The sequence below is a fragment of the Comamonas badia DSM 17552 genome (assembly GCF_000484635.1).
Lineage (GTDB): Bacteria > Pseudomonadota > Gammaproteobacteria > Burkholderiales > Burkholderiaceae_C > Comamonas_C > Comamonas_C badia.
Genome location: NZ_AXVM01000001.1, coordinates 815,086 through 838,906, shown reverse-complemented (window position 1 = coordinate 838,906; position 23,821 = coordinate 815,086). Strand labels below are relative to the sequence as shown.

The 23,821-nt window shown below is 66.5% G+C and carries 21 protein-coding genes; 8 read left to right on the top strand and 13 right to left on the bottom strand.

Annotation, left to right across the window (positions count from 1 at the left end):
- Window positions 1–28: 28 nt before the first annotated feature.
- From K320_RS0103960 to K320_RS0103935, 6 genes are all read left to right on the top strand, one after another.
- Window positions 29–322 carry a BrnT family toxin gene (locus K320_RS0103960; RefSeq protein WP_024537581.1) on the top strand — a complete coding sequence of 98 codons (294 nt, stop codon included), beginning with the start codon at window positions 29–31 and terminating at the stop codon, window positions 320–322.
- Window positions 288–602: a BrnA antitoxin family protein gene (locus K320_RS0103955; RefSeq protein WP_029695789.1), complete on the top strand. Its 315-nt coding sequence runs from the start codon at window positions 288–290 to the stop codon at window positions 600–602. The genes K320_RS0103960 and K320_RS0103955 overlap by 35 nt, the downstream gene beginning before the upstream one ends.
- Before the next feature lie 110 nt (window positions 603–712).
- Window positions 713–6,916 (top strand): excinuclease ABC subunit UvrA, encoded by a 6,204-nt coding sequence (uvrA, locus tag K320_RS17985; protein ID WP_024537579.1) that lies wholly within the window; start codon window positions 713–715, stop codon window positions 6,914–6,916.
- A gap of 4 nt (window positions 6,917–6,920) precedes the next feature.
- Window positions 6,921–7,145 (top strand): hypothetical protein, encoded by a 225-nt coding sequence (locus tag K320_RS0103945; protein ID WP_034342340.1) that lies wholly within the window; start codon window positions 6,921–6,923, stop codon window positions 7,143–7,145.
- A gap of 101 nt (window positions 7,146–7,246) precedes the next feature.
- The gene (locus K320_RS0103940) at window positions 7,247–7,501 is read left to right on the top strand and encodes a CopG family ribbon-helix-helix protein (protein WP_029695786.1); all 255 of its coding nucleotides are present in this window, start codon (window positions 7,247–7,249) and stop codon (window positions 7,499–7,501) included.
- Window positions 7,491–7,766 carry a type II toxin-antitoxin system RelE/ParE family toxin gene (locus K320_RS0103935; protein WP_029695785.1) on the top strand — a complete coding sequence of 92 codons (276 nt, stop codon included), beginning with the start codon at window positions 7,491–7,493 and terminating at the stop codon, window positions 7,764–7,766. The genes K320_RS0103940 and K320_RS0103935 overlap by 11 nt, the downstream gene beginning before the upstream one ends.
- A gap of 119 nt (window positions 7,767–7,885) precedes the next feature.
- On the opposite strand, the gene K320_RS0103930 is transcribed toward K320_RS0103935, so the two are convergent.
- The 6 genes from K320_RS0103930 to K320_RS0103905 all read right to left on the bottom strand — a co-directional run bounded on the left by K320_RS0103930 (window position 7,886) and on the right by K320_RS0103905 (window position 12,390).
- The gene (locus K320_RS0103930; protein WP_024537575.1) at window positions 7,886–8,239 is read right to left on the bottom strand and encodes a carboxymuconolactone decarboxylase family protein; all 354 of its coding nucleotides are present in this window, start codon (window positions 8,237–8,239) and stop codon (window positions 7,886–7,888) included.
- 13 nt (window positions 8,240–8,252) lie between these two features.
- A complete protein-coding gene (locus tag K320_RS0103925; protein ID WP_024537574.1) occupies window positions 8,253–8,639 on the bottom strand; it encodes a DUF488 domain-containing protein in 387 nt (128 codons plus the stop codon).
- Window positions 8,640–8,698: 59 nt separating this feature from the next.
- Complete coding sequence (locus K320_RS0103920; protein ID WP_024537573.1) at window positions 8,699–9,928, bottom strand: bifunctional alpha/beta hydrolase/OsmC family protein; 1,230 nt, start codon at window positions 9,926–9,928, stop codon at window positions 8,699–8,701.
- 69 nt (window positions 9,929–9,997) lie between these two features.
- Window positions 9,998–10,825 (bottom strand): amino acid ABC transporter permease, encoded by an 828-nt coding sequence (locus K320_RS0103915; RefSeq protein ID WP_024537572.1) that lies wholly within the window; start codon window positions 10,823–10,825, stop codon window positions 9,998–10,000.
- Window positions 10,822–11,484 (bottom strand): amino acid ABC transporter permease, encoded by a 663-nt coding sequence (locus K320_RS0103910; RefSeq protein WP_024537571.1) that lies wholly within the window; start codon window positions 11,482–11,484, stop codon window positions 10,822–10,824. The genes K320_RS0103915 and K320_RS0103910 overlap by 4 nt, the downstream gene beginning before the upstream one ends.
- Before the next feature lie 3 nt (window positions 11,485–11,487).
- Window positions 11,488–12,390 (bottom strand): glutamate ABC transporter substrate-binding protein, encoded by a 903-nt coding sequence (locus K320_RS0103905; protein ID WP_024537570.1) that lies wholly within the window; start codon window positions 12,388–12,390, stop codon window positions 11,488–11,490.
- Window positions 12,391–12,588: 198 nt separating this feature from the next.
- On the opposite strand from K320_RS0103905, the gene K320_RS18330 reads away from it, so the two are divergent.
- Both K320_RS18330 and K320_RS0103895 read left to right on the top strand, forming a co-directional pair.
- On the top strand, window positions 12,589–13,662 hold the full coding sequence (locus K320_RS18330) for a PEP-CTERM sorting domain-containing protein (protein WP_156913802.1): 1,074 nt from the start codon (window positions 12,589–12,591) through the stop codon (window positions 13,660–13,662).
- A 95-nt stretch (window positions 13,663–13,757) separates the two neighbouring features.
- Window positions 13,758–15,335 carry a tetratricopeptide repeat protein gene (locus K320_RS0103895; RefSeq protein ID WP_024537568.1) on the top strand — a complete coding sequence of 526 codons (1,578 nt, stop codon included), beginning with the start codon at window positions 13,758–13,760 and terminating at the stop codon, window positions 15,333–15,335.
- Window positions 15,336–15,388: 53 nt separating this feature from the next.
- Here the strand turns inward: K320_RS0103895 and K320_RS0103890 are convergent, their stop codons facing one another.
- From K320_RS0103890 to K320_RS0103860, 7 genes are all read right to left on the bottom strand, one after another.
- The gene (locus K320_RS0103890; protein ID WP_029695784.1) at window positions 15,389–15,814 is read right to left on the bottom strand and encodes a MaoC family dehydratase; all 426 of its coding nucleotides are present in this window, start codon (window positions 15,812–15,814) and stop codon (window positions 15,389–15,391) included.
- Between the two features lie 5 nt (window positions 15,815–15,819).
- On the bottom strand, window positions 15,820–17,298 hold the full coding sequence (locus K320_RS0103885; protein ID WP_029695783.1) for a 3-hydroxyacyl-CoA dehydrogenase: 1,479 nt from the start codon (window positions 17,296–17,298) through the stop codon (window positions 15,820–15,822).
- A complete protein-coding gene (locus tag K320_RS0103880; protein ID WP_024537566.1) occupies window positions 17,295–18,092 on the bottom strand; it encodes an enoyl-CoA hydratase-related protein in 798 nt (265 codons plus the stop codon). The genes K320_RS0103885 and K320_RS0103880 overlap by 4 nt, the downstream gene beginning before the upstream one ends.
- Window position 18,093: 1 nt before the next feature.
- The gene (gene boxA, locus K320_RS0103875; RefSeq protein ID WP_024537565.1) at window positions 18,094–19,383 is read right to left on the bottom strand and encodes a benzoyl-CoA 2,3-epoxidase subunit BoxA; all 1,290 of its coding nucleotides are present in this window, start codon (window positions 19,381–19,383) and stop codon (window positions 18,094–18,096) included.
- A 74-nt stretch (window positions 19,384–19,457) separates the two neighbouring features.
- Window positions 19,458–20,882, bottom strand: coding sequence for a benzoyl-CoA 2,3-epoxidase subunit BoxB (gene boxB / locus K320_RS0103870; protein WP_024537564.1), 1,425 nt, complete (start codon window positions 20,880–20,882; stop codon window positions 19,458–19,460).
- A 107-nt stretch (window positions 20,883–20,989) separates the two neighbouring features.
- Window positions 20,990–22,681 carry a 2,3-epoxybenzoyl-CoA dihydrolase gene (gene boxC / locus K320_RS0103865; RefSeq protein ID WP_051384822.1) on the bottom strand — a complete coding sequence of 564 codons (1,692 nt, stop codon included), beginning with the start codon at window positions 22,679–22,681 and terminating at the stop codon, window positions 20,990–20,992.
- 93 nt (window positions 22,682–22,774) lie between these two features.
- Window positions 22,775–23,752: a helix-turn-helix transcriptional regulator gene (locus tag K320_RS0103860; protein WP_084301153.1), complete on the bottom strand. Its 978-nt coding sequence runs from the start codon at window positions 23,750–23,752 to the stop codon at window positions 22,775–22,777.
- Window positions 23,753–23,821: the final 69 nt, after the last annotated feature.

Here is a 23,821-nt window from a genome sequence, read left to right as displayed (position 1 = left end):
AATTTTGTATATACAATAACCGCCAACCATGATTTATGAGTGGGACGAAGCCAAGCGCACTGTCAATCTGGCCAAGCATGGGCTGGACTTCGCAGATGCCGACCTTGTGCTGGAGAGCGAATTCGTCCGGATCATGGACAGCCCGCGTGGCGGCGAAGCCCGTTCGCAGGCGCTGGCGTATGTGTTTGAGGTGCTGGTGGTTTTGTCGGTGGCGTTTGTCCAGCGCGGTGAATGCTGCCGAATTGTGAGCTTCCGCCCGGCCCATAGCGATGAAAGGAGTGCCTACCATGACTGGCTCGAAAATCACTTCCCTGACCAGTGAGCAAATGCGCCGCGCACGTGCACAAGGGCAGTCGGGCACGGACTGGGAGCGTGTGCGCCGCACCGTCCTGCAAGATGCGCAGGCAGTGGAAGAAACCCAGGCCATCGCGGTGCTGATCGAGCGCAAGCGCGGCCGCCCCGTGCAGGGCGAGCCCAAGACGGCGATTTCCCTGCGTGTGCCCGATTCGGTGTTGGCAGCCTTCAAAGCGACCGGCCCCGGCTGGCAGTCGCGCATGACGGATGCGCTCGGGGATTGGGTGCGCACGCGGCATCCGGCTTGAACCCGTTTTCGGAGTGGCATGGTTGCAGCAAGGGCAGGAAAGCCCTTGCCCCACCTTGGATGCGCCACGCGGCCTAGAATTTTGGCCCCACCCGCGCAAAGGCCAGCCACATGTCTCAGGGAAGCATCCGCATCCGCGGAGCCCGCCAGCACAATCTGCAGAACCTTGATCTGGACATCGCCACCGGCACGCTGACGGTGGTCACCGGGCCCAGCGGCTCGGGCAAGTCCAGCCTGGTGTTTGACACGCTCTACGCCGAGGGGCAGCGGCGCTATGTGGAGACCTTCAGCCCCTACGCGCGCCAGTTCCTGGATCGCATGGACAAGCCGGCGGTGGACAAGGTGGAGGGCGTGCCGCCCGCGATCGCCATCGACCAGACCAACCCGGTGCGCAGTTCGCGTTCCACCGTCGGCACGATGACGGAGTTGAACGACCATCTGAAGTTGCTGTTCGCGCGCGCGGCCGAGCTGTTTGACCGCGAGACCGCGCTGGCGGTGCGCCACGATTCGCCGCAGAGCATTCACGACGAACTCGCGCGGCGCTGCGCCGCGCAGGGCGATCCGCGCATCGTGCTCACGTTCGCCGCCGAGCTGCCGGGCGGCACCACGGCTGAGCAGATGCAGCAGTGGCTGTCGGCCAGCGGTTTCACCCGCGTGCAGGCCGAGCGCGAGGTGGATGGCAAAAAGCTGCTGGATGTGGTGGCCGACCGTTTCCGTTTTTCCAAGGCCGAGCGCGCACGGGTGATGGAGGCGATCGAAACCGCGCTGCTGCGTGGCGGCTCGCGCATGGCGGTGTATGCGTTGCCAGACGATGAGGATGAACCCGAAATCTGGCGCTTCTCGACGGGTCTGCATTGCCCGGAGAGCGACATCCGCTACAGCGAGCCGGTGGCCTCGATGTTCTCGTTCAACTCGCCCGCGGGCGCGTGCGAGACCTGCCGTGGCTTTGGCCGCGTGATCGGCGTCGATTGGGGGCTGGTGATTCCCGACGAAAAGCTGACGCTGCGCGCCGGGGCGATCAAGGCGATCCAGACGCCGGCGTGGAAGGAAATCCAGGACGATCTGATGCGCTGGGGCGAGGCCGCCGGCATTCCGCGCGACACGCCCTGGGCCAAGCTCACCGAGGCGCAGCAGCGCTGGGTGATCGATGGCACGCCGGACTACCGCGAGGGCAACTGGAACCGGCAGTGGTACGGCATCAAGCGCTTTTTCGCCTACCTGGAGACCAAGGCGTACAAGATGCACATCCGCGTGCTGCTTTCCAAGTACCGCAGCTATACGCAGTGCCCGGCCTGCGGGGGGGCGCGGCTCAAGAACGAGAGTCTGCTGTGGCGGGTGGGGGGGAAGGAGGATGCGGATGCGGTGCTGGAGCCGTCGCAGCGCTTCATGCCGCAGGGCGTGCGGTGGACGCGCGCGCAACTGGAGGCGCTGCCGGGGCTTACGCTGCATGACTTGATGCTGCTGCCGCTGGATAAGCTGCGGCGGTTTGTTGAGCGGCTTTCTTCACCCACCCCCTTACCCTCACCCCAACCCTCTCCCGGAGGGAGAGGGAGTGACTGGCCCCCTCTCCCTCCGGGAGAGGGCGGGGGTGAGGGCTCGGGTGAGGGGGCAGCAATGCAGGCCCGCCGCCAGATCCTCGAAGAAATCGCCACGCGCCTCAAATACCTCTGCGATGTCGGCATAGCCTACCTCACGCTCGACCGCCAAAGCCGCACGCTCTCCGGCGGCGAGGTGCAGCGCATCAACCTCACCACGGCGCTCGGCACTTCGCTGGTCAACACGCTCTTCGTGCTCGATGAGCCCAGCATCGGCCTGCACCCGCGCGACATGGATCGCATCACGCAGGCCATGCGCCGGCTGGTCGATGCCGGCAACACCCTGGTCGTCGTCGAGCACGACCCTGCGGTGATGCTCGCGGCCGATCGCGTGATCGACATGGGCCCAGGCCCCGGTGAGCGCGGCGGGCGCATCGTGTTCGATGGCAGCGTCGATGCGCTGCGCCACGCCGACACGCTCACCGGCCAGTACCTCGGCGCGCGAAAGTCGGTCGGCATGGGCTTCAAGCGCCTGGTGGCGGCATCCACGCCGCGGCTGATTCTGGAGGGCGCGCGCGAACACAACCTCAAAAACCTCACGGTGGAATTCCCGCTGCAGCGTCTCGTCACCGTCACGGGCGTCTCGGGCTCGGGCAAATCCACCTTGATTCAGGACGTGCTGGCCCCGGCGCTGATGCGCCACTTCGGCAAGGCCACCGAGGCGCCAGGCGCGCACGACCGGCTGCTGGGCGCCGATTTTCTGAGCGACGCGGTCTTCGTCGATCAGTCGCCCATAGGCAAGACCGCGCGCTCCAACCCGGCAAGCTATGTCGGCGCGTGGGACGGCATCCGCGACATCTTTGCCGCCGCGCCGCTCTCTACGGAGCGTGGCTATGGCGCCGCCAAGTTCAGCTTCAACAGCGGCGACGGGCGCTGCCCGACCTGCGGCGGCTCGGGCTTCGAGCATGTGGAGATGCAGTTCCTCTCGGATGTCTACCTGCGCTGCCCGGACTGCAACGGCCAGCGCTACCGCCCCGAGGTGCTGGAGGTGCGGATTGAGCGCGGCGGCCGCGTGCTGAGCGTCGCCGACGTGCTGGAACTCACGGTGAGCGAGGCGGCGCAGCTCTTTGCGCAGGATGCGGAGGTCAAGCGCGCGCTGGCGCCCATCGTGGACGTGGGCCTGGAATACCTGCGCCTGGGCCAGCCCGTGCCCACGCTCTCGGGCGGCGAGGCGCAGCGGCTGAAGTTGGCGGGCTTTCTCGCCGAGGCCGCGCGCTCGCGCGCCAAATCGCAGCAGGCGCTGGCGCGCAAGGGGCAGCTGTTTCTGTTCGATGAGCCGACGACCGGCCTGCACTTCGACGACATCGCCAAGCTGATGCGCGCGTTGCGCAAGCTGCTGGATGCCGGGCACTCGCTCATCGTCATCGAGCACAACCTCGACGTGATCCGCGCCAGCGACTGGGTGATCGACCTCGGGCCCGACGGGGGCGAGGGTGGGGGCGAGCTCGTGGCCTTCGGGCCGCCCGAGGAACTGCGCCAGCACCCCACGTCGTACACCGCACAGGCGCTGCGCGAATATGAAGAGACTTTGGGTGTGGGCGTGCCCATGGCGCGCGAGTTTTCACCCCTTCCCCCTCTGGGGGAAGGCAGGGATGGGGGCTTGGGCGCATCGCGGGAGACTGGTGGTCATTTCAGCGCCGCTGGCCCCCACCCCAACCCCGGTGCTGGCGGCGGGACGCCGCCGCTCTTCAGGCTGTCCGGTTCCGCGCAGGCGGAACCGGAGCCGCAGCCTTCAGCCCCGGAAGGGGAGGGAGCCATCCAGATCATCAACGCCCGCGAACACAACCTGCAGCATCTCTCGGTCAACATCCCGCGCGGCAAGTTCAACGTGATCACCGGCGTCTCGGGCTCGGGCAAGTCCACGCTGGCCTTCGACATCCTGTTCAACGAAGGCCAGCGGCGCTACCTCGAATCGCTCAACGCCTACGCGCGCTCCATCGTGCAGCCGGCCGGCCGGCCCGAGGTGGATGCGGTTTACGGCATTCCGCCCACGGTGGCGATCGAGCAGCGCCTCTCGCGCGGCGGGCGCAAGAGCACCGTGGGCACCACCACCGAGATCTGGCACTTTCTGCGTCTGCTGTATGTGAAGCTCGGCGTACAGCACTGCATTCACGACGGCGCTGCCGTGCAGCCGCAGAGCGTGGAAAGCATCGTTGCCCAAGTGCTGCGCGACTACCGCGGCCAGCACATCGGGCTGCTCGCGCCGCTGGTGGTCAACCGCAAGGGCGTCTATACCGAGCTTGCCGATTGGGCGCGCCCGCGCGGCTACACGCATCTGCGGGTCGATGGCGAGTTCCTGCCGACCACAGGCTTCCCGCGCATCGACCGCTTCAAGGAGCACAGCATCGAGCTGCCGGTGATCAGCCTTGACGTCTCGCCAAACGACGAAGCGAACCTGCGCGAGTGGCTGGAAAAGGCGCTCGCGCTGGGCAAGGGCGTGGTGCAGGTCATCAGCCATCTCGACGGCCTTGAAGCCGCGATGCGTTCAGGACAATCCACGGCCGCCATCGGCCACGTGCAGGTGTTCTCCACCCAGCGCGCCTGCCCGGTCTGCGCCACTTCCTACGCCGAGCCCGATCCGCGCCTGTTCAGCTACAACAGCAAGCACGGCTGGTGCCCGGACTGCATGGGCACCGGCGTGCAGCTCACGCGCGCGCAGCGCAAGGTGATCGCCGAATCCCTGCAGCCCGACCGCGAGCTGGGGCGCGAGAAGACCTTTGGCGAGCCCGAGCTGGAAGACCTGGAGGATGTACCTTGCCCGACCTGTCAGGGTACGCGGCTGAACCCGGTGGCGCGTGCGGTACTGCTGGAGTTTGGCGATGGCGGCGTTGATGCTCCTCCCCCCCTTGGGGGGAGGTTGGGAGGGGGGCTGGGCGGTGGTGCAGAGGATGCGTCGCCAGCCCCCACCCCAGCCCTCCCCCAGAGGGGGAGGGAGCAGGGAAGCGGGATCGCGATTACTGAGCTGGCGCAGTGTTCCGTCGAGGAATTGCGCCGCTGGTTCGGCGCACTGAAGCTGGCGGGCCGCGCGCAGGAGATCGCGCGTGACCTGCTGCCCGAGATCGAAAGCCGCCTCGCCTTCCTCGAAGAAGTCGGCCTCTCCTACCTCACGCTCGACCGCGGCGCGCCCAGCCTCTCGGGCGGCGAGGCGCAGCGCATCCGCCTGGCGGCGCAGCTCGGCAGCAACCTGCAGGGCGTGTGCTACGTGCTCGACGAGCCGACGATCGGCCTGCACGCGCGCGACAACCAGATTCTGCTCAACGCCCTGCACAGCTTGAGCAGCAAGGGAAACACACTGGTCGTTGTCGAGCACGACGAAGAAACCATCCGCCGCGCCGAGCATGTGATCGACATCGGCCCAAGCGCCGGCAAGCGCGGTGGGCGCTTGATCGCCGAGGGCAGCGTGGCCGACGTGGAGGCCGCGCCCGATTCGCAGACCGGGCGCTATCTGCTGCATGCGATGCGCCACCCTTTGCAAGCGCGCCGCCCTGTCTTGCTCCCTCCCCTTTCGGGGGAGGGCAGGGGTGGGGGCCAGCAGAGCTTGCAGGAAAAAATTCAGTCAAATCAGGCGCAGCCGCTTATCCAGCAAGCGGAACCAGCTATTCAATCAGAAGCAGCAAGCCCCCACCCCAACCCTCCCCCGAAAGGGGAGGGAGTGAAAACCTGGCTCACCGTCCACGACGCCGCCCTGCACAACCTGCAGCACCTCACCGCCCGCGTGCCGCTGCAGCGCCTCGTCGCCATCACGGGCGTTTCCGGCTCCGGCAAATCCACGCTCGCGCGCGACGTGCTGCTCACCAACGTGGCGGCCTGGGTCACCCAGCGCCAGACCAAGGCCGGGCGTGACGCCATGGACGCCGGCAAGGCGCCGCCGCTCGCCGGCTGCGCGGGCCTCTCGGGCTTCGAGGCGATCGATCGCGTGCTCGAAGTCGATCAAACCCCCATCGGCAAGACGCCGCGCTCCTGCCCCGCCACCTACATCGGCTTCTGGGACCTGATCCGCAAGCTCTTCGCCGAAACGTTGGAAGCCAAGGCGCGCGGCTACGGCGCGGCACGCTTCTCGTTCAACACCGGCGAGGGCCGCTGCCCGTCCTGCCAGGGCCAGGGCATGCGCACCATAGAGATGAGCTTTCTGCCCGATGTGAAGCTGCCCTGCGAGGTCTGCCACGGCGCGCGCTTCAACCCCGAGACGCTGGCCGTCACCTGGCGCGGCAAGAGCATAGGCGAGGTGCTGCGCATGGAGGTGGACGAGGCGGTGGCGTTCTTCGCCAGCATGCCGCAGATCGCGCACCCGCTGCAATTGCTGAAAGACGTGGGCCTGGGCTACCTCACGCTCGGCCAGCCCTCGCCCACGCTGTCGGGCGGCGAGGCGCAGCGCATCAAGCTCGTGACCGAACTCACCAAGGTGCGCGACGACGTCACGCGCCGTGGCCAGAAAACTCCGCACACGCTCTATGTGCTCGATGAACCAACCGTGGGCCTGCACATGGCCGATGTGGACAAGCTCATCCGCGTGCTGCACCGCCTGGTCGATGGCGGCCACAGCGTGCTGGTGATCGAGCACGACCTCGACGTGATCGCCGAGGCCGACTGGGTGATCGACCTTGGCCCCGAAGGCGGCGCGGGCGGCGGCAGCATCGTCGCAACCGGTACGCCCGAGGAACTGGTGCGCCTGGCCACGCACACCGGCAGGGCGCTCGCGCCGGTGCTGGCGCGGGGCTGACGCCATGCGCCTGCGCAAGATGCCCGCCGGCTGGCAGTGCGTCTGGCGCCATGTGAACGCGCCGCCCAAGCCGCCCGTGGGCTCGCCCTGCAACGGCTGCGGCCTGTGCTGCCTGGCCGAGCCCTGTCCGCTCGGCAGGCTGTATTCGCGGCGCACCGCCGGGCCCTGCGTGAAGCTGCGCTGGGATGAAGGGATGGGGCGCCACGTCTGCGGCGCGCATGGGGTGTGATGCCGATGGGCTGGACGCTTCTCCCGAGGCTGAACCTGAGGGCTGATGCGGCGTGTGTTGAATACAATGCGCTGTATTACAAGCAATGCAAGGGGCCTGCCATGTCTGCTGCAGCCACGTCTTCCAGTCGAACCATCAACGTACGTTTGCCAGCGGAGCTTTATGAGCAGTTGGAGGCGCTGGCACAAGCCACGGCACGCACCAAGAGTTTCGTGACGCTGGAAGCCTTGAACAGTTATCTGGCTGCGCAAACCTGGCAGGTACGCGACATCGAGGCTGGACTTGCGCAGGCCGATCGCGGCGACTTTGCCAGCGATGAAGAGGTCTCTGCGGTGTTCCGCCGTCATGGTGCGTGACATCCGCTGGACGCGCCTTGCGTTGGCGCGCCTGGACGAAATTGCCGCATGGATCGCCGAAGACAACCCAGTGCGGGCCACCAGCTTTGTGCAGGAACTGCGCCAGAAGCTGCAAGCGCTACGTGAGCATGAACTTGGAAGGCCGGGCCGCGTGTATGGCACGCGCGAGCTGGTGCTGCACCGGCACTACCTTGCCGTCTATCGCGTGCGGGGCAACGAAGTTCAGGTGCCGACCATCTTGCACACCGCGCGCAGGCGCGACTGATACGGCTTCGTCTTCAAGCGTATCACTGCGTTGGCTCGCCTTGCCGTGCTGCAGCACTGATCTGCAGCTTCCCGCCTTGTTTTCCGCTTGAATGCAAAGTCGTATGAAGCGCAGGGGCGTCAAGCCTGCTGCGTCTTGCCCTGGTGCGCCGCCATCTGGTCAATCGCCAGCGCCGAATGCGCATAGGCACCGCCGGCGCGCATCTCGGCCGCCACCCAGATCGCTTCCATGATCTGCCCTTCGGTCGCGCCCGCTTTGAGCGCCCCGTCGGTGTGGCCGCGGATGCAGTAGGGGCACTGCGTCACGTGCGCCACCGCCACGGCGATCAGCTGCTTGGTTTTGGCGTCCAGCTCGCCCTCGGCAAAGGCCGCGGCGCTGAAGGCGCGAAAGGCTTCCAGCTGCCTGGGCGCCAGTTCGCGGCGCTTGCGGGCGATGCTGGCGTCGCCCAACCCGGGGTACATCGCGTGATCCATGTCGTTCTCCGTTCTACTTGATGGTGAGTCCATCGGGGCTCAGCAGATAGCCGCGCATCGCCACCGCGTTGTTCACTTCCTCATCGTGCGCGCCATACACCAGCGTGATCACCCCCTGGTGCGCACGCGCGCGCAACGCGGCGAAATGCTCCGGGCTTTGCGCCAGCTCCGCGGCGTAGCGGCGCTGGAATTCCGGCCAGCGTTCAGGCTCGTGGTTGAACCACTTGCGCAGCTCCGCGCTGGGCGCCAGGTCCTTGTTCCATTCCGCCAGCTGCAGGTTTTCCTTTTTCACGCCGCGCGGCCAGAGCCGGTCGATCAGAATGCGCTCGCCATCGTCGGGCGAGGGCGCCACGTAGGCGCGCTTGATGCGCACATGGCTTGCGGGAATCGTGCTGTTCATGCTGTGCCTCCACACCAGACCAGCATACGCCGCCGCGCCGATTTCTGCTGCGCGTGCAGCTATTGCGGCAGGCCTTCCCGCGTGGTCACCTGCACCTCGGAATGCAGCGTGCGGTGCACCGGGCACATGTCCGCGATCTCCAGCAGGCGCTGGCGCTGCGCGGCATCCAGATCACCCTCGAAGGTGATGAAGCGCTCGATGCGGTCGATCTGCCCCGCCCTGGTCTCGCACTCCGCGCAGTCCCGCGCGTGGATCTTGGCATGGCTGAGCGCCACGCTCACGCGCGCCAGCGGCCACTGCTTGCGGTTGGCGTACATGCGCACCGTCATCGCGGTGCAGGCGCCCAGCGCCGCGCTCAGCATCTGGTAGGGGCTGGGGCCCAGGTCGTCGCCGCCCACGCTGGCGGGCTCGTCGCCCAGCCAGTGGTGTGCCCCGGCGGTGATCGCCACGGTGTAGGCGCCGGTGCCGCGTTCGGCCACATGCACCAGGCCATCCGTGGCTGCGGCGCTGCCAGGTTGCGGCTGCGCAGTGGCCGGCAGATAGCGCGCCGCCCAGGCCGCGATCACGCTGGCGGCGTAGCGCGCATCCTCCTTGCGCGACAGCAGATGGTCCGCATCGTCCAGCGAGACAAAGGATTTGGGATGCATCGCCGCCTGGAAGATGCCGCCGGCGTTGCTGATATCCACCGTTTTGTCGATCGGCGAATGCAGCACCATCAGCGGGCGGCGCAGCGCGCGGATGCGCTCGGCCTGGCGCTGGCCGCGCACGTCCTCCAGAAAGGCGCGGTCTATCGTGAAATCGCGCCCGCCCAGCTGTACCGTGGCGCGGCCTTCGGTTTCGATCTGCCGCACCTGCGCGCCGAAGTTGTGCGTCACGTGCTCGGGCTCGAACGGCGCGCCTATCGTGGCAAACGCCTGGGCATCCGGAATGCGCGCTCCGGCCGCGAGGATGGCCGCGCCGCCCAGCGAATGCCCGATCACCAGCGCGGGTGCGCCGTGCCTGGCGCGCAGCCAGTCGGCCGCCGCCACCAGGTCGTCCACGTTCGAGGAGAAATGCGTGTCGGCGAAATCGCCGCCGCTCTCGCCCAGCCCGGTGAAATCAAAGCGCAGCACGCCAAAGCCCGCCTCCACCAGCGCACGCGCGATGAACACCGCCGCGCGGCTGTCCTTGGAGCAGGTGAAGCAATGCGCGAACAGCGCCCAGCCGCGCGGCGTGTCCTCGGGCTGGTCCAGGCGCCCGGCCAGCAGCGTGCCGTGGGCATTGGGGAAGGTGATGGGTGTGGTGCTCATCGCGCCACTGTAGGGGCAATTGCCGTGCCCTGCCAGGCATGTGCGCATGGCACCGGGCGCTGCTGGAAATCAGGCAGCGGATGTCCCTTGTAGCGCGGCGCCCACCGGCCCGCCCAGCCGCCGGCTGGCCCTGGAGATCGCGTAATTCACCCCGCAGTACAGCAGCGCCACCACCAGGTACACCGGCACCAGCGCGTGGTAGTTGGCGATCAGCACCTTGGCGTTCTGCATCAGTTCGCCGTAGGTGACGACGTAGCCGAAGGTGGTGTCCTTCACCACGATGACCAGTTGCGCGACCAGTGCCGGGATGATGGTGCGCAGCGCCTGGGGGAAGACGATGCAAAAGAACACCTGTGCCTCGCGCATCCCCAGGCTTCGCGCCGCATCGCCCTGGCCGCGCGGCACGGCCAGCACGCCCGCGCGGTAGACCTCGGCCACCACGGCGGCGGTGCTCAAGGCGATGGGCAGCGTCAGCATCCAGTAGGTGCCGAGCTTGATGCCGAGCTGCGGCAGCACGAGAAAGCACACATAGATGAGCAGCAGCGTGGGCGTGCCGCGCAGAAACTCAATCACCGCCACGCTGGGCCAGCGCAGCAGCCGTGGCCGCGCCACGCGCCCGAGCATCAGCGCCAGCCCCAGAGCCAGCGCGATGACGGCGGCCATGGCGGCGCAAGCCATGGTGCCCAGCAGACCCTGGGCCAGGAAGGACCAGGTGGTGGGCCAGGCGAAGAATCGCCAGAAGCGGGCATCCAGCTGCCCCGCTGCGTGAAACCGCAGCACGATGGCCGCGGCCAGTGCCAGCAGGGCGAGCGCGGCGAGGGCACCCATTGCCCGTTGAACGGCCCGCGCCCGGGGGCTGGGCGCGCCGAAGAGGAGGTCTTCCAGCGGGCGGCTCATCGCAGGATGCGCAGTTTCTTTTCAAGCGCGGCGCCCGCCCACGCGATGAGCAGGCCGGTTGCCACGTACAGCGCCGCGGCCAGCGCGAAGGCGGCGATGCCGGCGGCCGAATCGGTGGCGATCCTGGAGACCAGCGCCGTGAGCTCCCGGCCCGGAAACGGCACCTGCGACGCCAGCGAGGTGGAGAGCATCAGCGCGATCAGCAGCGAGGTCATGGGCTGCACCATGGCGCGCAGCGCCTGCGGCAGGATCACCGCCGTGATGACCTGCAGCGGCCGCATGCCCAGGCTGAGCGCGGCCTCGATCTGGCCGCTGGCGACGGTGTTGATGCCCGCGCGCAGGTAGTCGGCCGTGAAGGCCGAGCAGACCAGCGCGAGGGTCAGGATCACGCTGGGCTCGTAGTCGATCACCAGCTCCAGATCGGGCAGCGCGAACACGATGAAGATCAGCAGCGCCACGCCGGGAATGTTGCGGAAAATCTCGACGTAGGCCGTCAACGCGGTGCGCAGCGGGGGCAGCGGCAGCAGCCGCAGCACGGTGACGAGCATGCCCAGCAGAAAGCCGGGCACGAAGGACAGCACGGTGAGTTTCCAGGTGAGCAGAAGGGCCTGCACGAAGGCCGGCCCGTAGTCGGCCAGCAGCCCGGAGAGCTCTCCCATGGATCAGGGCACGGCGGGCGGCGCCGGCACCGCCGTGCTGCCGGTGCGCTCGCCGATGGCAACCGTCCACAGCCTGGCCCAGGTGCCGTCGGCCGCCAGCTGCTTCAAGAAGCCGTTGAGGAAGGCCACGCCGTCCGAGCCCTTGGGCAGGCCGATGCCGTAGGGGTCTGGCGCGCCAAATGGCGCGCCGGCCAGCTTCGCGTCGCCATGGCCCAGGCTCAGGGCGGTGAGCAGCAGCGTGTAGTCGGTCACGTAAGCCTGCACGCGGCCCTGGCGCAGCGCGTCCAGCGCTTCCTGGTGGGTCTGGAATTCCTGCACCACCGCCTTGGGTGCGAACTGCGCCAGGATCGCCGGCCCGGTGGAGCCCGCCTGCGTGGCCACCTTCTTGCCGGCCAGGTCGCCGTAGGACTGGATGGTCTTGTTGCCGGCCTTCACCAGCACCCCGGCCTGCGAGGTGTAGTAGGGGCCGGCAAACGCAATCTTCTCGGCGCGCGCCGGGGTGATGGAGTAGGTGGCGATCACCATGTCCACCTGGTCGTTGATGAGGATGGGCTCGCGGGTGGAAGAATTCACCTGCGTGAATTGGATTTTTGCTCCATCGCCCAGGATGTAGCGGGCGATGAGGTCGGCCAGGCCCGCATCAAAGCCGCGCATCCTGCCGTCCTTCTCGTTCAGCAGCGAAAACAGGTTGGAGGTTCGCGTGCCGCCCAGGCGCAGCACGCCGGCCTGCCTGATCTTGCTGGCCCAGGTGCTGGCTGCGATGGTGGCCGCATCGGCCACGGGGCCTTGCGCGACCAGCGCGTCGAACGCCGCGGCATCGATGGGCGCGCCCTGGGCGAAAAGCGTGCCGCTGGCCACGAACGCCAGCGCCGCCACGGTGGATTTCAGAAGGGATGGGATCGACACGGGAGCCTCTTGAACGGGGGGTTGCGTCAATGAATGTATAGCAGGTTGTTTGGTTATGAAAAAACAATGAGGCAGATACATTTGAAATATTCCTTGCCGCTTGCCCCTTCCCTGCCAGCGCATTAGTCCGATAGGCCTATTGAGCCGATGGAACTGTTTTGTCACCATTGCGACCGTCTATCAACAGAGAGGGTTCCCATGAAAAATGCTATTCGTATGCTGGGCGTGGCGGCCGGCTTTGCGCTGGCCAGCAGCATGGCCATGGCCGATTCCATTTCGCCAGAAACCTATTCGGCGACATTGGGGATCGGAGAGTCCGTCACGATCACCAAGACCGTCGTCATCTCCAAGGGGAGCCCCACCTCGGCGCTGTTGGACGTGAAGTTCATCGCCGACACCACTGGATCGATGGGCAGCATCATCTCCACTGTGAGAAATAACGCCACCACCATCATGAACAACCTCTCCGGGTTGGGGGATGCTCAATTCGGCGCTAGCGAATACAAGGACAGGACTGATGGTTACACCACCAAGGTCAATCAGACGCTGACGTCCGATACTGCATCGGTACAGGCAGGCATCAATACTTGGGGTGCCTCTGGCGGGTATGACGCGCCTGAAGCCAATTTGATCGCACTTAAGGAGCAGGCTCAGGCCGCGGACTGGCGTGAAGGTTCCAACCGCTTCATCGTCCAGTTCGGCGATGCCCCTGGGCATGAGGGCGGCGCCTACCCGACGCTGAGCGACACCATCACGGCGCTGGACGGCAACAACGTCAAAGTCATCGTGGTCGGCACCAATGGCATGAACAATAGTTGCGGCGGATCGGATTGCGCCGCAGGCCAGGCAACGGCAATTGCCAATGCTACGGGAGGCTCGTTCAACCTTATTGGCGGTGGTACGGACATCGCTCAGCTGATCGAGGATGCGATAGGAGCTGCGTTTGCCAGCTACTCCAACGTTTCCCTGGGTCTGGTCGGTTCTTCCGGCGGGGTGGGTGTGAGCTTCAACCCGATCTCCTACGCCGGGTCCTATGATCGCTCCGAAGACCGCACCTTCACCTTTGACGTGACCTTCACGGGCCTGGCCGCCGGCACCTGGGATTTCGGCGTCGGCGCCTTCGTCGATGGCGGCCGCGTGGCGCTTGAGACAGACCAGATTACGGTAACCGCAGCGCCCGTCTCCTCGGTGCCGCTGCCGGGCGCCCTGCCCATGCTGCTGGGCGCGCTGGGTGTGAGCGGCTCCTTCCTGCGCCGCCGCCGCCGCAGCTGATCAGACCCCGTCTCTGAAGCACAATGGGGCGGCTTTTGCCGCCCCATTGTTTTTTGCGGTCTGTCTTGACTGTGAACCCACCCTGAGAGGTCTTCATGCTGCCATCGCGCGTGCTCCCGGCTTTGATACTGGCCGTGCCCTTGTTTTTGCTTGCGCCGCAGGCACAAGCGGTATCCCTTGACTTGACCGGCGGCGTGGTGGGTACGAAAAAGCCGGCAGCCCAGCCGGGCCCGCTGGACGATGCGCTCCGCTTGATCCAGGCGGGCAAGCCGGCCGATGCCGAAAAAGTGGCGCGCAAGGTGATCAAGGAGTCCCCCGGCTCGGCGGCGGCTCAGGAGGTTCTGGGCGTGGCGCTGGCGCTGCAGGACAAGGTGCCGCAGGCCATCGAGGCGCTGCAGCAATCCATCAAGCTCAATCCCGGCCAGTACACCGCCTGGACCAAGCTGGGAGACATCGCGACCGCCATGGGGCAACCGGACAAGGCGATCTCGTTTTACCAAGAGGCGCTCAAATCCGCCCCGGATGACAGACTGGTGAACCAGCGCATCGGCCTGTATCTGGCGGAACAGGGCGCGCTCAAGCCTGCCATCGAGCATCTCAAGAAAGGTATTGCCGGGATGCCCGAGACGGTCGCCGGGCTGCGGGTCGATCTGGCGCGCCTGTATGTGCGTGACGGGCAGCCGGAGCAGGCGTTGAAGCTGCTGGGCTATTGGGACAAGGCGGCCAATGACGCGAAGCCGGTTCCCCCCGCGGCCCTCATGGTGCTTGGCGATGCCTGGCTGGCAACGGGGAACGCCACCAGGGCCGCCGACCGGTTCAAGGCGGTGCTGGCAACGAAAGGGCTTGCGAAGGATGTGCCGGCGCTTGTGGGCCAGGGGCGCGCCTACCGCGCTCTGGACCGCCTGGACGCATCCATCAAGACGCTGACGCAAGCCGCCAGGCTGGCGCCGAAGGACCCGGCGCCGCAACTTGAGCTTGCAGCCAGCGAGGCCGTTGCCGGCTCGGGCAAGGCGGCGCAGGCGCGGCTTGATCAATGGGTGCAGCCGCAGCGCCAGCCCGACACCGAAACGCTTGGAAAAGCGGGGCAGCTTTATGCGAGCATGGGCCTGTATGACAAAGCCCGCGATGTCTTTGGGCGCGCCATCGAGAAAACGCCCAACAGCCCGGTGCTGCGCGCCAACATGACCATGGTGTTGCTGCGCCTGGGAGACACGCGGGGCGCCCTGGAGCAGGCGCGCAAGCGGCTGGAGCTGGCGCCCGGCGATGCGGACGCGGCGTTCATGGTCGGCATGCTTGAAGAGGGCTCGGGGGACAAGGCGTCTGCCGCCAGGCGCTACGAGCAGGCAATCAAGGAGGCGCCGTCGCATTGGCAGAGCCTGAATAACCTGGCTTTGCTGCGCTTGAATGAGGGAAAGAAACCCGAGGCGCTCTCGCTGGCGCGCCGGGCAGAGCAATCGGCGCCGGACAACACCACCGTGCTCGATACCCTGGCGCGGACTCAGGAAGCGAATGGCGACGCCAACGGCGCGGCCGGTGCATGGCTCAAACTGGGCGACCTGTATCTGGCCGGCCACAGCAAGGACGAGGCGCGGAAGGCGCTGGAGTCTGCGTCACGGGTCGTGACCGATGGCGCTTTGCGGGCCAAGATAGGGGCGAGGCTCAAGGCGCTCTGAAAAGACCTTGAACAGGCTCTGGGCCTGGAGCCGGGGGGCGGTTCAGCGATTGCTCAAATCTTGAACAGGTTCGCCGCCTTGATCTCCAGCACCAGATCGCCCTTCTGGTTGGCCATCTCCCAGTCCCAGCGCAGCAGGCCCAGGCCGGCTTTGGTGGTGCGCTTTTCCACCACGGTGATGGCCAGGCGCAGCGTGTCGCCGGGGCGCACCGGGTGCAGCCAGCGGATGTTGTCCAGGCCGGGGGAAACGTAGGATTCGGAGTCGCCCAGGAAGGCGTCCACCGCCAGGCGCATGGCGATGCTGCAGGTATGCCAGCCGCTGGCGATCAGGCCTTCGAAGGGCCCGGTTTTGGCGGCTTCGGGCTGGGTGTGGAACCACTGCGGGTCCCACTGTCTGGCGAAGGCGAGGATTTCCGGCTCGGTGACGGTGTAGGGGCCGGCGTGCAGCACCGCGCCCACCTGGTATTCAGCGTATTGCATGGCGATCAGGCTCCGGTGGCGCGTTGCAGCCAGGGGCTGACGCGGTAGCGCTCGCCGCGGTAGCAGGCGTCCAGCGCCTCGATGAGGGCGATGGCGCGGGTGCGCCCCAGCCGCTTGAGCCATTCGAATGGGCCGGCGGGGTAGTTCACGCCCAGCTTCATCGCGGCGTCGGCGCCTTCGGGGCTGCACACGCCCTGCTGCACGGCGTCGGCAGCTTCGTTGACCAGCATGGCCAGCGTGCGGGCGACGACGAGGCCGGGCGCGTCCTGCATGGCCACCGGCTGCCAGCCCAGCGCCTGCAGTACCCCGGCGACCGCTGCGGCTTGGGCGCTGCCTGCGGTGGCGAAGGCGATGGCGCCGCCCGCGACCGCGGGCAGTTCGTCGAATACCGCCAGCTGGGCAAGGCCTTCGGCGCGTGCGACCTGCCAGGCGGCGCGGCCATCGGTCTGGCGCAGTTGCAGGCTGCCGATCTGCAGGCCGGCCCAATTGCTGGTGGGTACGCGCGAGACGGTGAAGCCCTTGGCGGCCGCGGCCAGCGCATCGGCCACCGCGCCGCTGCCGTGCACCACGAGCTGGCTGCCGGCGGCGGGCGGCGTGGCGGGGCAGGGCGCCAGCGCCGGCGCGCCTTCGGGATAGGTGTAGAAGCCGCGGCCGTTCTTGCGCCCGAACAGGCCGCCTTCGACCAGCTCGCGCTGCACCAGGCTGGGGGTGAAGCGCCGGTCTTGAAAGTTGGCCTCGAACACGGTTTTGGTGACGGCGTAGTTGGTGTCCAGCCCGATCAGGTCCATCAGCTCGCAGGGGCCCATGCGAAAGCCCGCGGCGCGCAGCAGCGCATCGAGCGCCTCGGGCGCCAGCGCCTGCTCCTGCAGCAGCATCAGCGCCTCGGCGTAGTAGGGGCGGGCGATGCGGTTGACGATGAAGCCCGGCGTGCTGCGCGTGTGCACCGGCGTCTTGCCCCAGGCGCGCGAGAGCGCTTCCACCTCGCTCGCCACGCCCTTGTCGGTGCGCAGGCCGTGCACCACTTCGACCAGTTTCATCAACGGCGCCGGGTTGAAGAAGTGCATGCCGACGAGCCGCTCGGGGCGTTTGAGGCCCGCGCCGATGGCGGTCACGCTGATCGACGAGGTGTTGGTGGCCAGGATGGCGCCTTCGGGCAGCAGGTCTTCGAGCTGCTGGAACAAAGAGTGCTTGACGTCCAGGCGCTCGATGACCGCCTCGATCGCGAGCAGAGCGGTCTTGCCTTCGGCGAGGGTCTGGATGGGCACCAGGCGCGCCAGCGTCGCGTCGGCGTCCTGCTGCGTGAGCCTGGCTTTTTCGATCAGCCTGGTGAAGGTGGCGGCGATTTTCTCGCGCGCCTTGACGGCGGCGCCCTCGAAGGTGTCAAAGAGGAACACGCGGTGCCCTGCCTGCGCCGCGACCTGGGCGATGCCCTGGCCCATGACGCCGACGCCGATCAGAAGGATGTCTTGCTTGCTGGTGGTCATTGTGGTGTGTGGTGTGGATTCCAGGAGGCGGCGCGCTTGGCGAGGAAGGCGGCAAAGCCTTCGCGTGCCTCGTCGGTGCCGCGCACGCGGGCGATGGTCTGCGCCGTCAGTTCGCGTGCTTCGGCCGTCACCGGTCCGCCGGGGAGCTGATCGTACAGCCGCTTGATTTCCACCTGGGCCTGCGGGCCGCCGATGAGCAGATCCGCCACGGCCTGCTGCACGGCCGCATCGAGCGCATCGAGCGCCACCACCTGCTGCACCATGCCGATGGCGAGCGCCTCGCCGGCCTTGATGCGCGTGGTGCTCAGCGCCAGGCGCCGCGCCTGCCGCCGCCCGACGGCGTTGAGCAGATAGGGGCCGATGACCGAGGGGATGATGCCGAACTTGGCCTCGCTCACGGCAAAGCTGGCGTTGTCGGCGGCGATCGCAATGTCGCAGACGCAAGCCAGGCCCACGCCACCGCCGAGTGCCGCACCCTGGATGCGCGCGATGGTGGGCTTGGGGCTTTGCTCTATGCGGGCGAGCATGGCGGCAAAGCGGCGGGCGTCCTGCAGGTTCCAGTCGTGCCCGGCCTGGGAGGCGCGCTGCATCCACTGCAGATCCGCGCCGGCGCTGAAGTGTTTGCCACTGCCGGCAAGTACGACGACGCGCACGGCAGTGTCCTGCGCGAGTTGGGCAAAGGCTGCATCGAGCTCGCCAATCATGGCTTCGCCAAATGCGTTGAAGACCGCTGGGCGGTTCATCAGCACCTGGGCCACGCCGGGGGCGGGGCGGGTGATCTGCAGCGTATCCATGTCAGTAGGTTTCCAGGTGCAGACGGCCATCGCGCTTGAGCGCGTTGCCGACCTCGTTCCACTCCAGCCCGGCCTGCACGGCGATATCGCGCAGCGTGAGCATCACGCCTTCTTCCATCGCGCGCAGGCCGCAAATGTAGAAATAGGCGTGTGGATCGGTCAGCAGCGGCACCAGGTCGGCGGCGCGCTCGCGCAGCGCGTCCTGCACGTATTTCTTCGGCGCGCCGGGCGTGCGGCTGAAGGCGAAGTTGATGTCGATGAAGTCCTTGGGCAGGCTTAGCAAAGGGCCGAAGTAGGGCAGTTCCTCTTTGGTGCGGGCGCCGAAGAACAGCATCAGCTTGCCGCCCTCGAACTTGCCGCTGCCGCGCAGGCGCCTGCGCCATTCGGTCATCGCGCGCATGGGGGCGCTGCCGGTGCCGGTGCAGATCATCACGACATGGCTGCGCGGGTGGTTGGGCATGAGAAAGCTGGTGCCGAATGGCCCGATGACCTCAACCTTGTCGCCCACCTTGAGGTCGCACATGTAGTTGCTGGCCACGCCGCGCACCGGGTTGCCGTCATAGTCTTCCAGCACGCGCTTGATGGTCAGGCTCAGGTTGTTGTAGCCCGGGCGCTCGCCGTTTCTCGGGCTGGCGATGCTGTACTGGCGCGGCACATGGGGCTTGCCGCGTGCGTCCAGGCCCGGCGGCAGCACGGCGATGGATTGGCCCTCCAGCACCGGGAAGGGCATGGCGCCAAAGTCCAGCACGATGTGGTGCGTGTCGTATTCCTTGCCGACTTCGGTCACGCGCAGCGTGCCGGTCACCGTGGCGGTGATGGTCTTTTGCGCCGCGCGCGGGCCGTAGAGATTGCTGTAGGCATGCGCCGCAGACCATGGGGGCAGCGGGGCGTTGAATTCTTCGGGGTCGAAGGGTTTTTCACCAGCGGGGTCGGCCGCGGCAGCAGCGGGTGCGGCTTCCTGCGCCAGTGGCGCTTCTTGCGCATCGTCGGCCGGGCCGAACTCGGCGAGCTGCGCGGCCGAGAGGCGTGCAGGCAGCGCGTCCCAGCTGAACTGCTCTTCCAGGCTGTAGGCGGTGGAGCGCGGCACGGTGAACCAGTTGTCGATGGCGCCCGTGGGGCAGACAGGCACGCAGGCACGGCAGTGCTCGCACTTGTTGACGTCGACCACGTAATTGCGGTCGTCGTGTGTAATGGCGTCGATCGGGCATGCGGCCTCGCAGGCGCCGCAGCGGATGCAGATTTCGGCATCTATCAGGTGCTGCTCGATGAGCTTGCTGTCTGCCATGTCCATGGGAATCTCCTTGAAAAAATAATAGCTGCTAGCGCTTGAGTATCAAGCGCTGCAGCCATTATTCATACCGAATTTCAGTTGAAGCGCACGTATTCGAAATCGACTGGCTGGCGGTTGATGCCGATCGCCGGCGGTGCGATCCAATTGGCGAATTTACCCGGTTCCACGACGCGGCCCATCAGGCCGGTGACGTAAGCACGGTCTTCCGCCGAGGGCAGCCACTCGCGCACGTGGGCGTTCCACTCGGCTTCGCTGATGACCTTGCCCTCTGGGCTCACATGCAGTCCGGCCAACGCGCCGATCTTGCGATTGAAGGCCTTGTGCGGCACGGTCAGCTTGAAGGGGATGCCAGCCTTCTCGATGACGCGGTTCCAGCGGCTCACGCCAGCGACCGAGTCCTTGATGTAGTCGTCGCGCAGCACTTCGTTGAGCGCGTTGAGCATCGGGGCCTCCTTTTCGACGAGCTGGCCGTCGACCACGTTGAGGATCTTGTAGCTCTGGTCCTTGAGGACATGGTCGTCGGTGCGCTTGCCTTCCTCGAAGCGGCCTTTGAGGCCGGTCGAATAAAAGATCGCGGCATTGCTCGATTCGTCGGCGCCGAACAGGTCGATGGTGACGCTGAAGTGGAAGTTCAGGTAGCGCTGGATGGTGGGCAGGTCGATCACGCCGGCGTTGCGCAGCGTCTTCACGTCGTCGGTCTTGAGTTCGTTCATCACCTGGCAGGTGCGCTGCACGACACGGCTCACGCCCTGCTCGCCGACGAACATGTGGTGCGCTTCCTCGGTCAGCATGAACTTGGTGGTGCGCGCCAGCGGGTCAAAGCCCGATTCGGCCAGCGCGCAGAGCTGGAACTTGCCGTCGCGGTCGGTGAAGTAGGTGAACATGAAGAAGCTGAGCCAATCGGGCGTCTTCTCGTTGAAGGCCTGCAGGATGCGCGGGTTGTCTTCATGGCCGCTGCGGCGCTCCAGCAGCGCCTCGCCTTCCTCACGGCCGTCGCGCCCAAAGTACTTGTGCAGCAGGTAGACCATGGCCCACAGGTGGCGGCCTTCTTCGACGTTGACCTGGAACAGGTTGCGCAGGTCGTACATGCTGGGCGCCGTCAGGCCCAGGTGGCGCTGCTGTTCAACGCTGGCGGGCTCGGTGTCGCCTTGCGTCACGATGATGCGGCGCAGGTTGGCGCGGTGCTCGCCAGGCACGTCCTGCCAGGCGGCTTCGCCCAGGTGGTCGCCGAAGTGGATCTTGCGCTCCTGCTCGGCCGGGTTCAGGAAGATGCCCCAGCGGTAGTCGGGCATCTTGACGTAATCAAAGTGCGCCCAGCCCTGCGGATCGACGCTGGTGGCGGTGCGCAGGTAGACGTCAAAGCCGTGCGAGCCGTCCGGCCCCATGTCGCCCCACCACGAGAGGAAGTTGGGCTGCCAGGCCTCGAGCGCGCGCTGCAGCGTGCGGTCTTCGTTGAGGTTGACATTGTTGGGGATCTTCTGGCTGTAGTCGATGCTCATGGAGGCTCCTTGGAAGGGTGGGGGTTGCGGTTCGGACGTTGAGCGTTTATTGCGAAAAGGGAGGTTCACGCCAAACGCTCAACGCCGGGCACCAAACCTCCCCTGAATCAGACGCGGTTCCAGTCGAAGGCGGCCTTGTCGCCCTTGCCGTAGACCTTGAGCGCACCCTTCTCGCCGACGGCGTTGGGGCGCTGGAAGATCCAGTTCTGCCAGGCTGTCAGGCGCCCGAAGATGCGGGTGACCATGTTCTCCGTGCCGTTGAAGCGCAGATTGGCTTCCATGCCGGTCAGGGCATCGGGGCTCATGGCGACGCGCTCTTCGATGGCGATGCGGGTTTCATCGGCCCAGTCGATATCGTCAGGTGCGCTGGTGACCAGGCCCAGCGCCAGCGCGGCATCGGCATCCAGCGGCTCGGCTATGCGCGCGCGCACGGCTTGCAGCGGCGCGGTTTCGTCGTAGAAGCGTCGGGCCAGGCGGCTCTGGTCGGTGGCCATCGGGTATTGGCCGAAATTGAGCTCGCCGACGCTGATTTTCGGTGCCTTCCCCGGAGCATCCGGCAGCGCCAGGTGGTAGATGCGGTCGCAGGCCAGGGCGAGTTCGAGGAAGCTGCCGCCAAAGCACGAGCCTTCCTCGACCAGCGCGAACAGGCTGCGCGAGGACACATCCAGGCGGCTGAACACGCGGCGCAGCAGGCCCAGCGTCTCGCGCACCAGCCAGTGGTCCTTGTGCGCCAGCAGCGTCTTGTCCATCGCGGCGACGGCCTCCAGGCTGCCACTGGTCTTGATCAGCCAGGTGCCTATGGTGGGCTCGTTGGTGCGCATCTGCAGGATGGCATCGTCCAGTTCGCGCGCCAGGGTGAGTGGATACCAGTTGGCACCTGCGGCTTCAATGCCCGCCACGTCCTGCGGTTGCGCACCTTCTGGCGCTTTCACGGTCAAGGTCGCCACGCGGCTGGCGCGGTCTATCGTCACCGTTACCTGGCTGTAGCGCAGTGCATCGGCTTCGATGCTGCGGCTCAGGGGCGTGAGTTCGACACCCTTGGCACCCGCCGGGCGGTCACTCTGCGCCGCCAGCGCCTGGGCGCGCTCCTGAACCTTGGCGGCAAACTGTGCCGGCTTGGCGATGGCGTCCACCAGGCGCCAATCGACGGCCTTCTGCCCGCGCACGCCTTCGCTGGTGGTGCAGAAGATGTCGGCCAGGTCGTGGCGCACGTGGCGTTTGTCGGTCACGCGGGTCAGGCCGCCGGTGCCGGGCAGCACGCCCAGCAGTGGCACCTCGGGCAGGCTGACGCTGCTGGAGCGGTCATCGACCAGCAGGATTTCGTCGCACGACAGGGCGAGCTCATAGCCGCCGCCGGCACAGGCGCCGTTGACTGCGGCGAGGAATTTGAGCCCGCTGTGGCGCGAAGAATCTTCCATGCCGTTGCGCGTTTCGTTGGTGAATTTGCAGAAATTGACCTTCCAGGCATGGCTGGATAGCCCCAGCATGAAGATGTTGGCGCCGGAGCAGAACACTTTGTCCTTGAGGCTGGTGACCACCACGGTGCGCACCTCGGGGTGTTCGAAGCGGATGCGATTGAGCGCGTCATTGAGCTCGATATCCACACCCAGGTCGTAGCTGTTGAGCTTGAGCTTGTAGCCGGGCCGCAGGCCGCCGTCTTCGGCGAAATCGGCCGACAGCGTGGCGACGGCGCCATCAAAGCTGAGCTTCCAGTGCTTGTACTGGGTGGGGTGGGTCTGGTATTCAACTCGGGAAGTGGGGTTCTGCGTCACGGCGGTCTCCGGAAGGTGGGGATTCATCAGGGGCGATGAAGCGCATTATTTTGCATATTTCAGCAGATGTCAAGCGAAATATGCAATCCAATGCATTTTTATACATATCAAGTTAATGCATTATGTTGCCTGTATTGGCTGGAGCAAGGTGCGCACTTTTTCGCGCAGCAAAAGGAAGGTTTCCTCTTGCGCCTGAGCGCTGGTGTCCAGCTGCCATTCCGCCTTGGCATAGAAGGCCGAGCGCCCCGCCAGAATGGAGCGCAGGTCGGCCATGGCTTCATGGCTGGCGTCCATCGGGCGCATGTCGCCTTGCTCTGCCACGCGGCGCATGTGGTCTTCGGGCGTGGCCTTGAGCCAGATGGTGGTGCAGTGCGCCAGCAGCAGATTGAAGGTGGCGGGATCGGAGACGATGCCGCCGGGCGTGGCGATCACCGCCTCGGGGTAGATCTGGATGGCCTCTTCCAGCGCCCGGCGCTCATAGCGCCGGTAGGCCGCCTGGCCGTAGAGCCCCTGGATTTCGCTGACGCTGCAACCGGCGAATTTCTCGATTTCGCGGCTCAATTCAATCATCGGGAAGCCGAGATCCTGCGCCAGCAGGCCGCCCAGCGTGCTCTTGCCGGCGCCGCGCAGGCCGATCAGTGCGATCAGGCAGCTACGCGGGCGTGTGCCTTCGCCCTGGGCGCCGCCGGTGCCCAGCAGGTCGCCGATGGCGACGCGCGCCTTGTACAGGCTGGCCTCGTTGCGGCCCGCCAGCATTTCGCGGATGAGCAGCCATTCGGGGCTGCTGGTGGTGACGTCGCCCAGCAGTTCGGCCATCGAGCACTGCAGCGCCCGCGAGATCAGCAGCAGGATCAAGATGGAGGCGTTGCCCTGGCCGTACTCCAGGTTGGCCAGATGGCGCTCGCTGACGCCGGCCAGATGCGCCACGGCCTTGCGCGTGAAACCGCGGCGCGAGCGCAGGGTGCGCACACGCTCGCCCAGTTGCGCCAGAAAAAGATCGCCTTCTTTGGCGAACTTGGTGGCGGCTGAGGCCCGCTTTGCGCCCGAATGGGGTGTTTCAGGCGCGTCGGAAGCTAGGGAAATCCCTGATTCAGGCATTATATTGCTTGACACGTCGGTGATGGCGGGTAAGATAATGTACGCACAATAATGCATCTACCGCCAAAC

What these genes read in the sequence shown, in the direction of transcription:
- K320_RS0103955 (WP_029695789.1), top strand. Translation starts at nt 288, where the DNA reads ATGACTGGCTCGAAAATCACTTCCCTGACCAGTGAGCAAATGCGCCGC.
- K320_RS0103940 (WP_029695786.1), top strand. Translation starts at nt 7,247, where the DNA reads ATGTCTGCTGCAGCCACGTCTTCCAGTCGAACCATCAACGTACGTTTG.
- uvrA (WP_024537579.1), top strand. Translation starts at nt 713, where the DNA reads ATGTCTCAGGGAAGCATCCGCATCCGCGGAGCCCGCCAGCACAATCTG.
- boxB (WP_024537564.1), bottom strand. Translation starts at nt 20,882, where the DNA reads ATGAGCATCGACTACAGCCAGAAGATCCCCAACAATGTCAACCTCAAC.
- K320_RS0103860 (WP_084301153.1), bottom strand. Translation starts at nt 23,752, where the DNA reads ATGCCTGAATCAGGGATTTCCCTAGCTTCCGACGCGCCTGAAACACCC.
- K320_RS0103960 (WP_024537581.1), top strand. Translation starts at nt 29, where the DNA reads ATGATTTATGAGTGGGACGAAGCCAAGCGCACTGTCAATCTGGCCAAG.
- K320_RS18330 (WP_156913802.1), top strand. Translation starts at nt 12,589, where the DNA reads ATGAAAAATGCTATTCGTATGCTGGGCGTGGCGGCCGGCTTTGCGCTG.
- boxA (WP_024537565.1), bottom strand. Translation starts at nt 19,383, where the DNA reads ATGGACATGGCAGACAGCAAGCTCATCGAGCAGCACCTGATAGATGCC.
- K320_RS0103880 (WP_024537566.1), bottom strand. Translation starts at nt 18,092, where the DNA reads ATGGATACGCTGCAGATCACCCGCCCCGCCCCCGGCGTGGCCCAGGTG.
- K320_RS0103930 (WP_024537575.1), bottom strand. Translation starts at nt 8,239, where the DNA reads ATGGATCACGCGATGTACCCCGGGTTGGGCGACGCCAGCATCGCCCGC.
- K320_RS0103925 (WP_024537574.1), bottom strand. Translation starts at nt 8,639, where the DNA reads ATGAACAGCACGATTCCCGCAAGCCATGTGCGCATCAAGCGCGCCTAC.
- K320_RS0103910 (WP_024537571.1), bottom strand. Translation starts at nt 11,484, where the DNA reads ATGGGAGAGCTCTCCGGGCTGCTGGCCGACTACGGGCCGGCCTTCGTG.
- K320_RS0103885 (WP_029695783.1), bottom strand. Translation starts at nt 17,298, where the DNA reads ATGACCACCAGCAAGCAAGACATCCTTCTGATCGGCGTCGGCGTCATG.
- K320_RS0103935 (WP_029695785.1), top strand. Translation starts at nt 7,491, where the DNA reads ATGGTGCGTGACATCCGCTGGACGCGCCTTGCGTTGGCGCGCCTGGAC.
- K320_RS0103945 (WP_034342340.1), top strand. Translation starts at nt 6,921, where the DNA reads ATGCGCCTGCGCAAGATGCCCGCCGGCTGGCAGTGCGTCTGGCGCCAT.
- boxC (WP_051384822.1), bottom strand. Translation starts at nt 22,681, where the DNA reads ATGAATCCCCACCTTCCGGAGACCGCCGTGACGCAGAACCCCACTTCC.
- K320_RS0103920 (WP_024537573.1), bottom strand. Translation starts at nt 9,928, where the DNA reads ATGAGCACCACACCCATCACCTTCCCCAATGCCCACGGCACGCTGCTG.
- K320_RS0103915 (WP_024537572.1), bottom strand. Translation starts at nt 10,825, where the DNA reads ATGAGCCGCCCGCTGGAAGACCTCCTCTTCGGCGCGCCCAGCCCCCGG.
- K320_RS0103895 (WP_024537568.1), top strand. Translation starts at nt 13,758, where the DNA reads ATGCTGCCATCGCGCGTGCTCCCGGCTTTGATACTGGCCGTGCCCTTG.
- K320_RS0103890 (WP_029695784.1), bottom strand. Translation starts at nt 15,814, where the DNA reads ATGCAATACGCTGAATACCAGGTGGGCGCGGTGCTGCACGCCGGCCCC.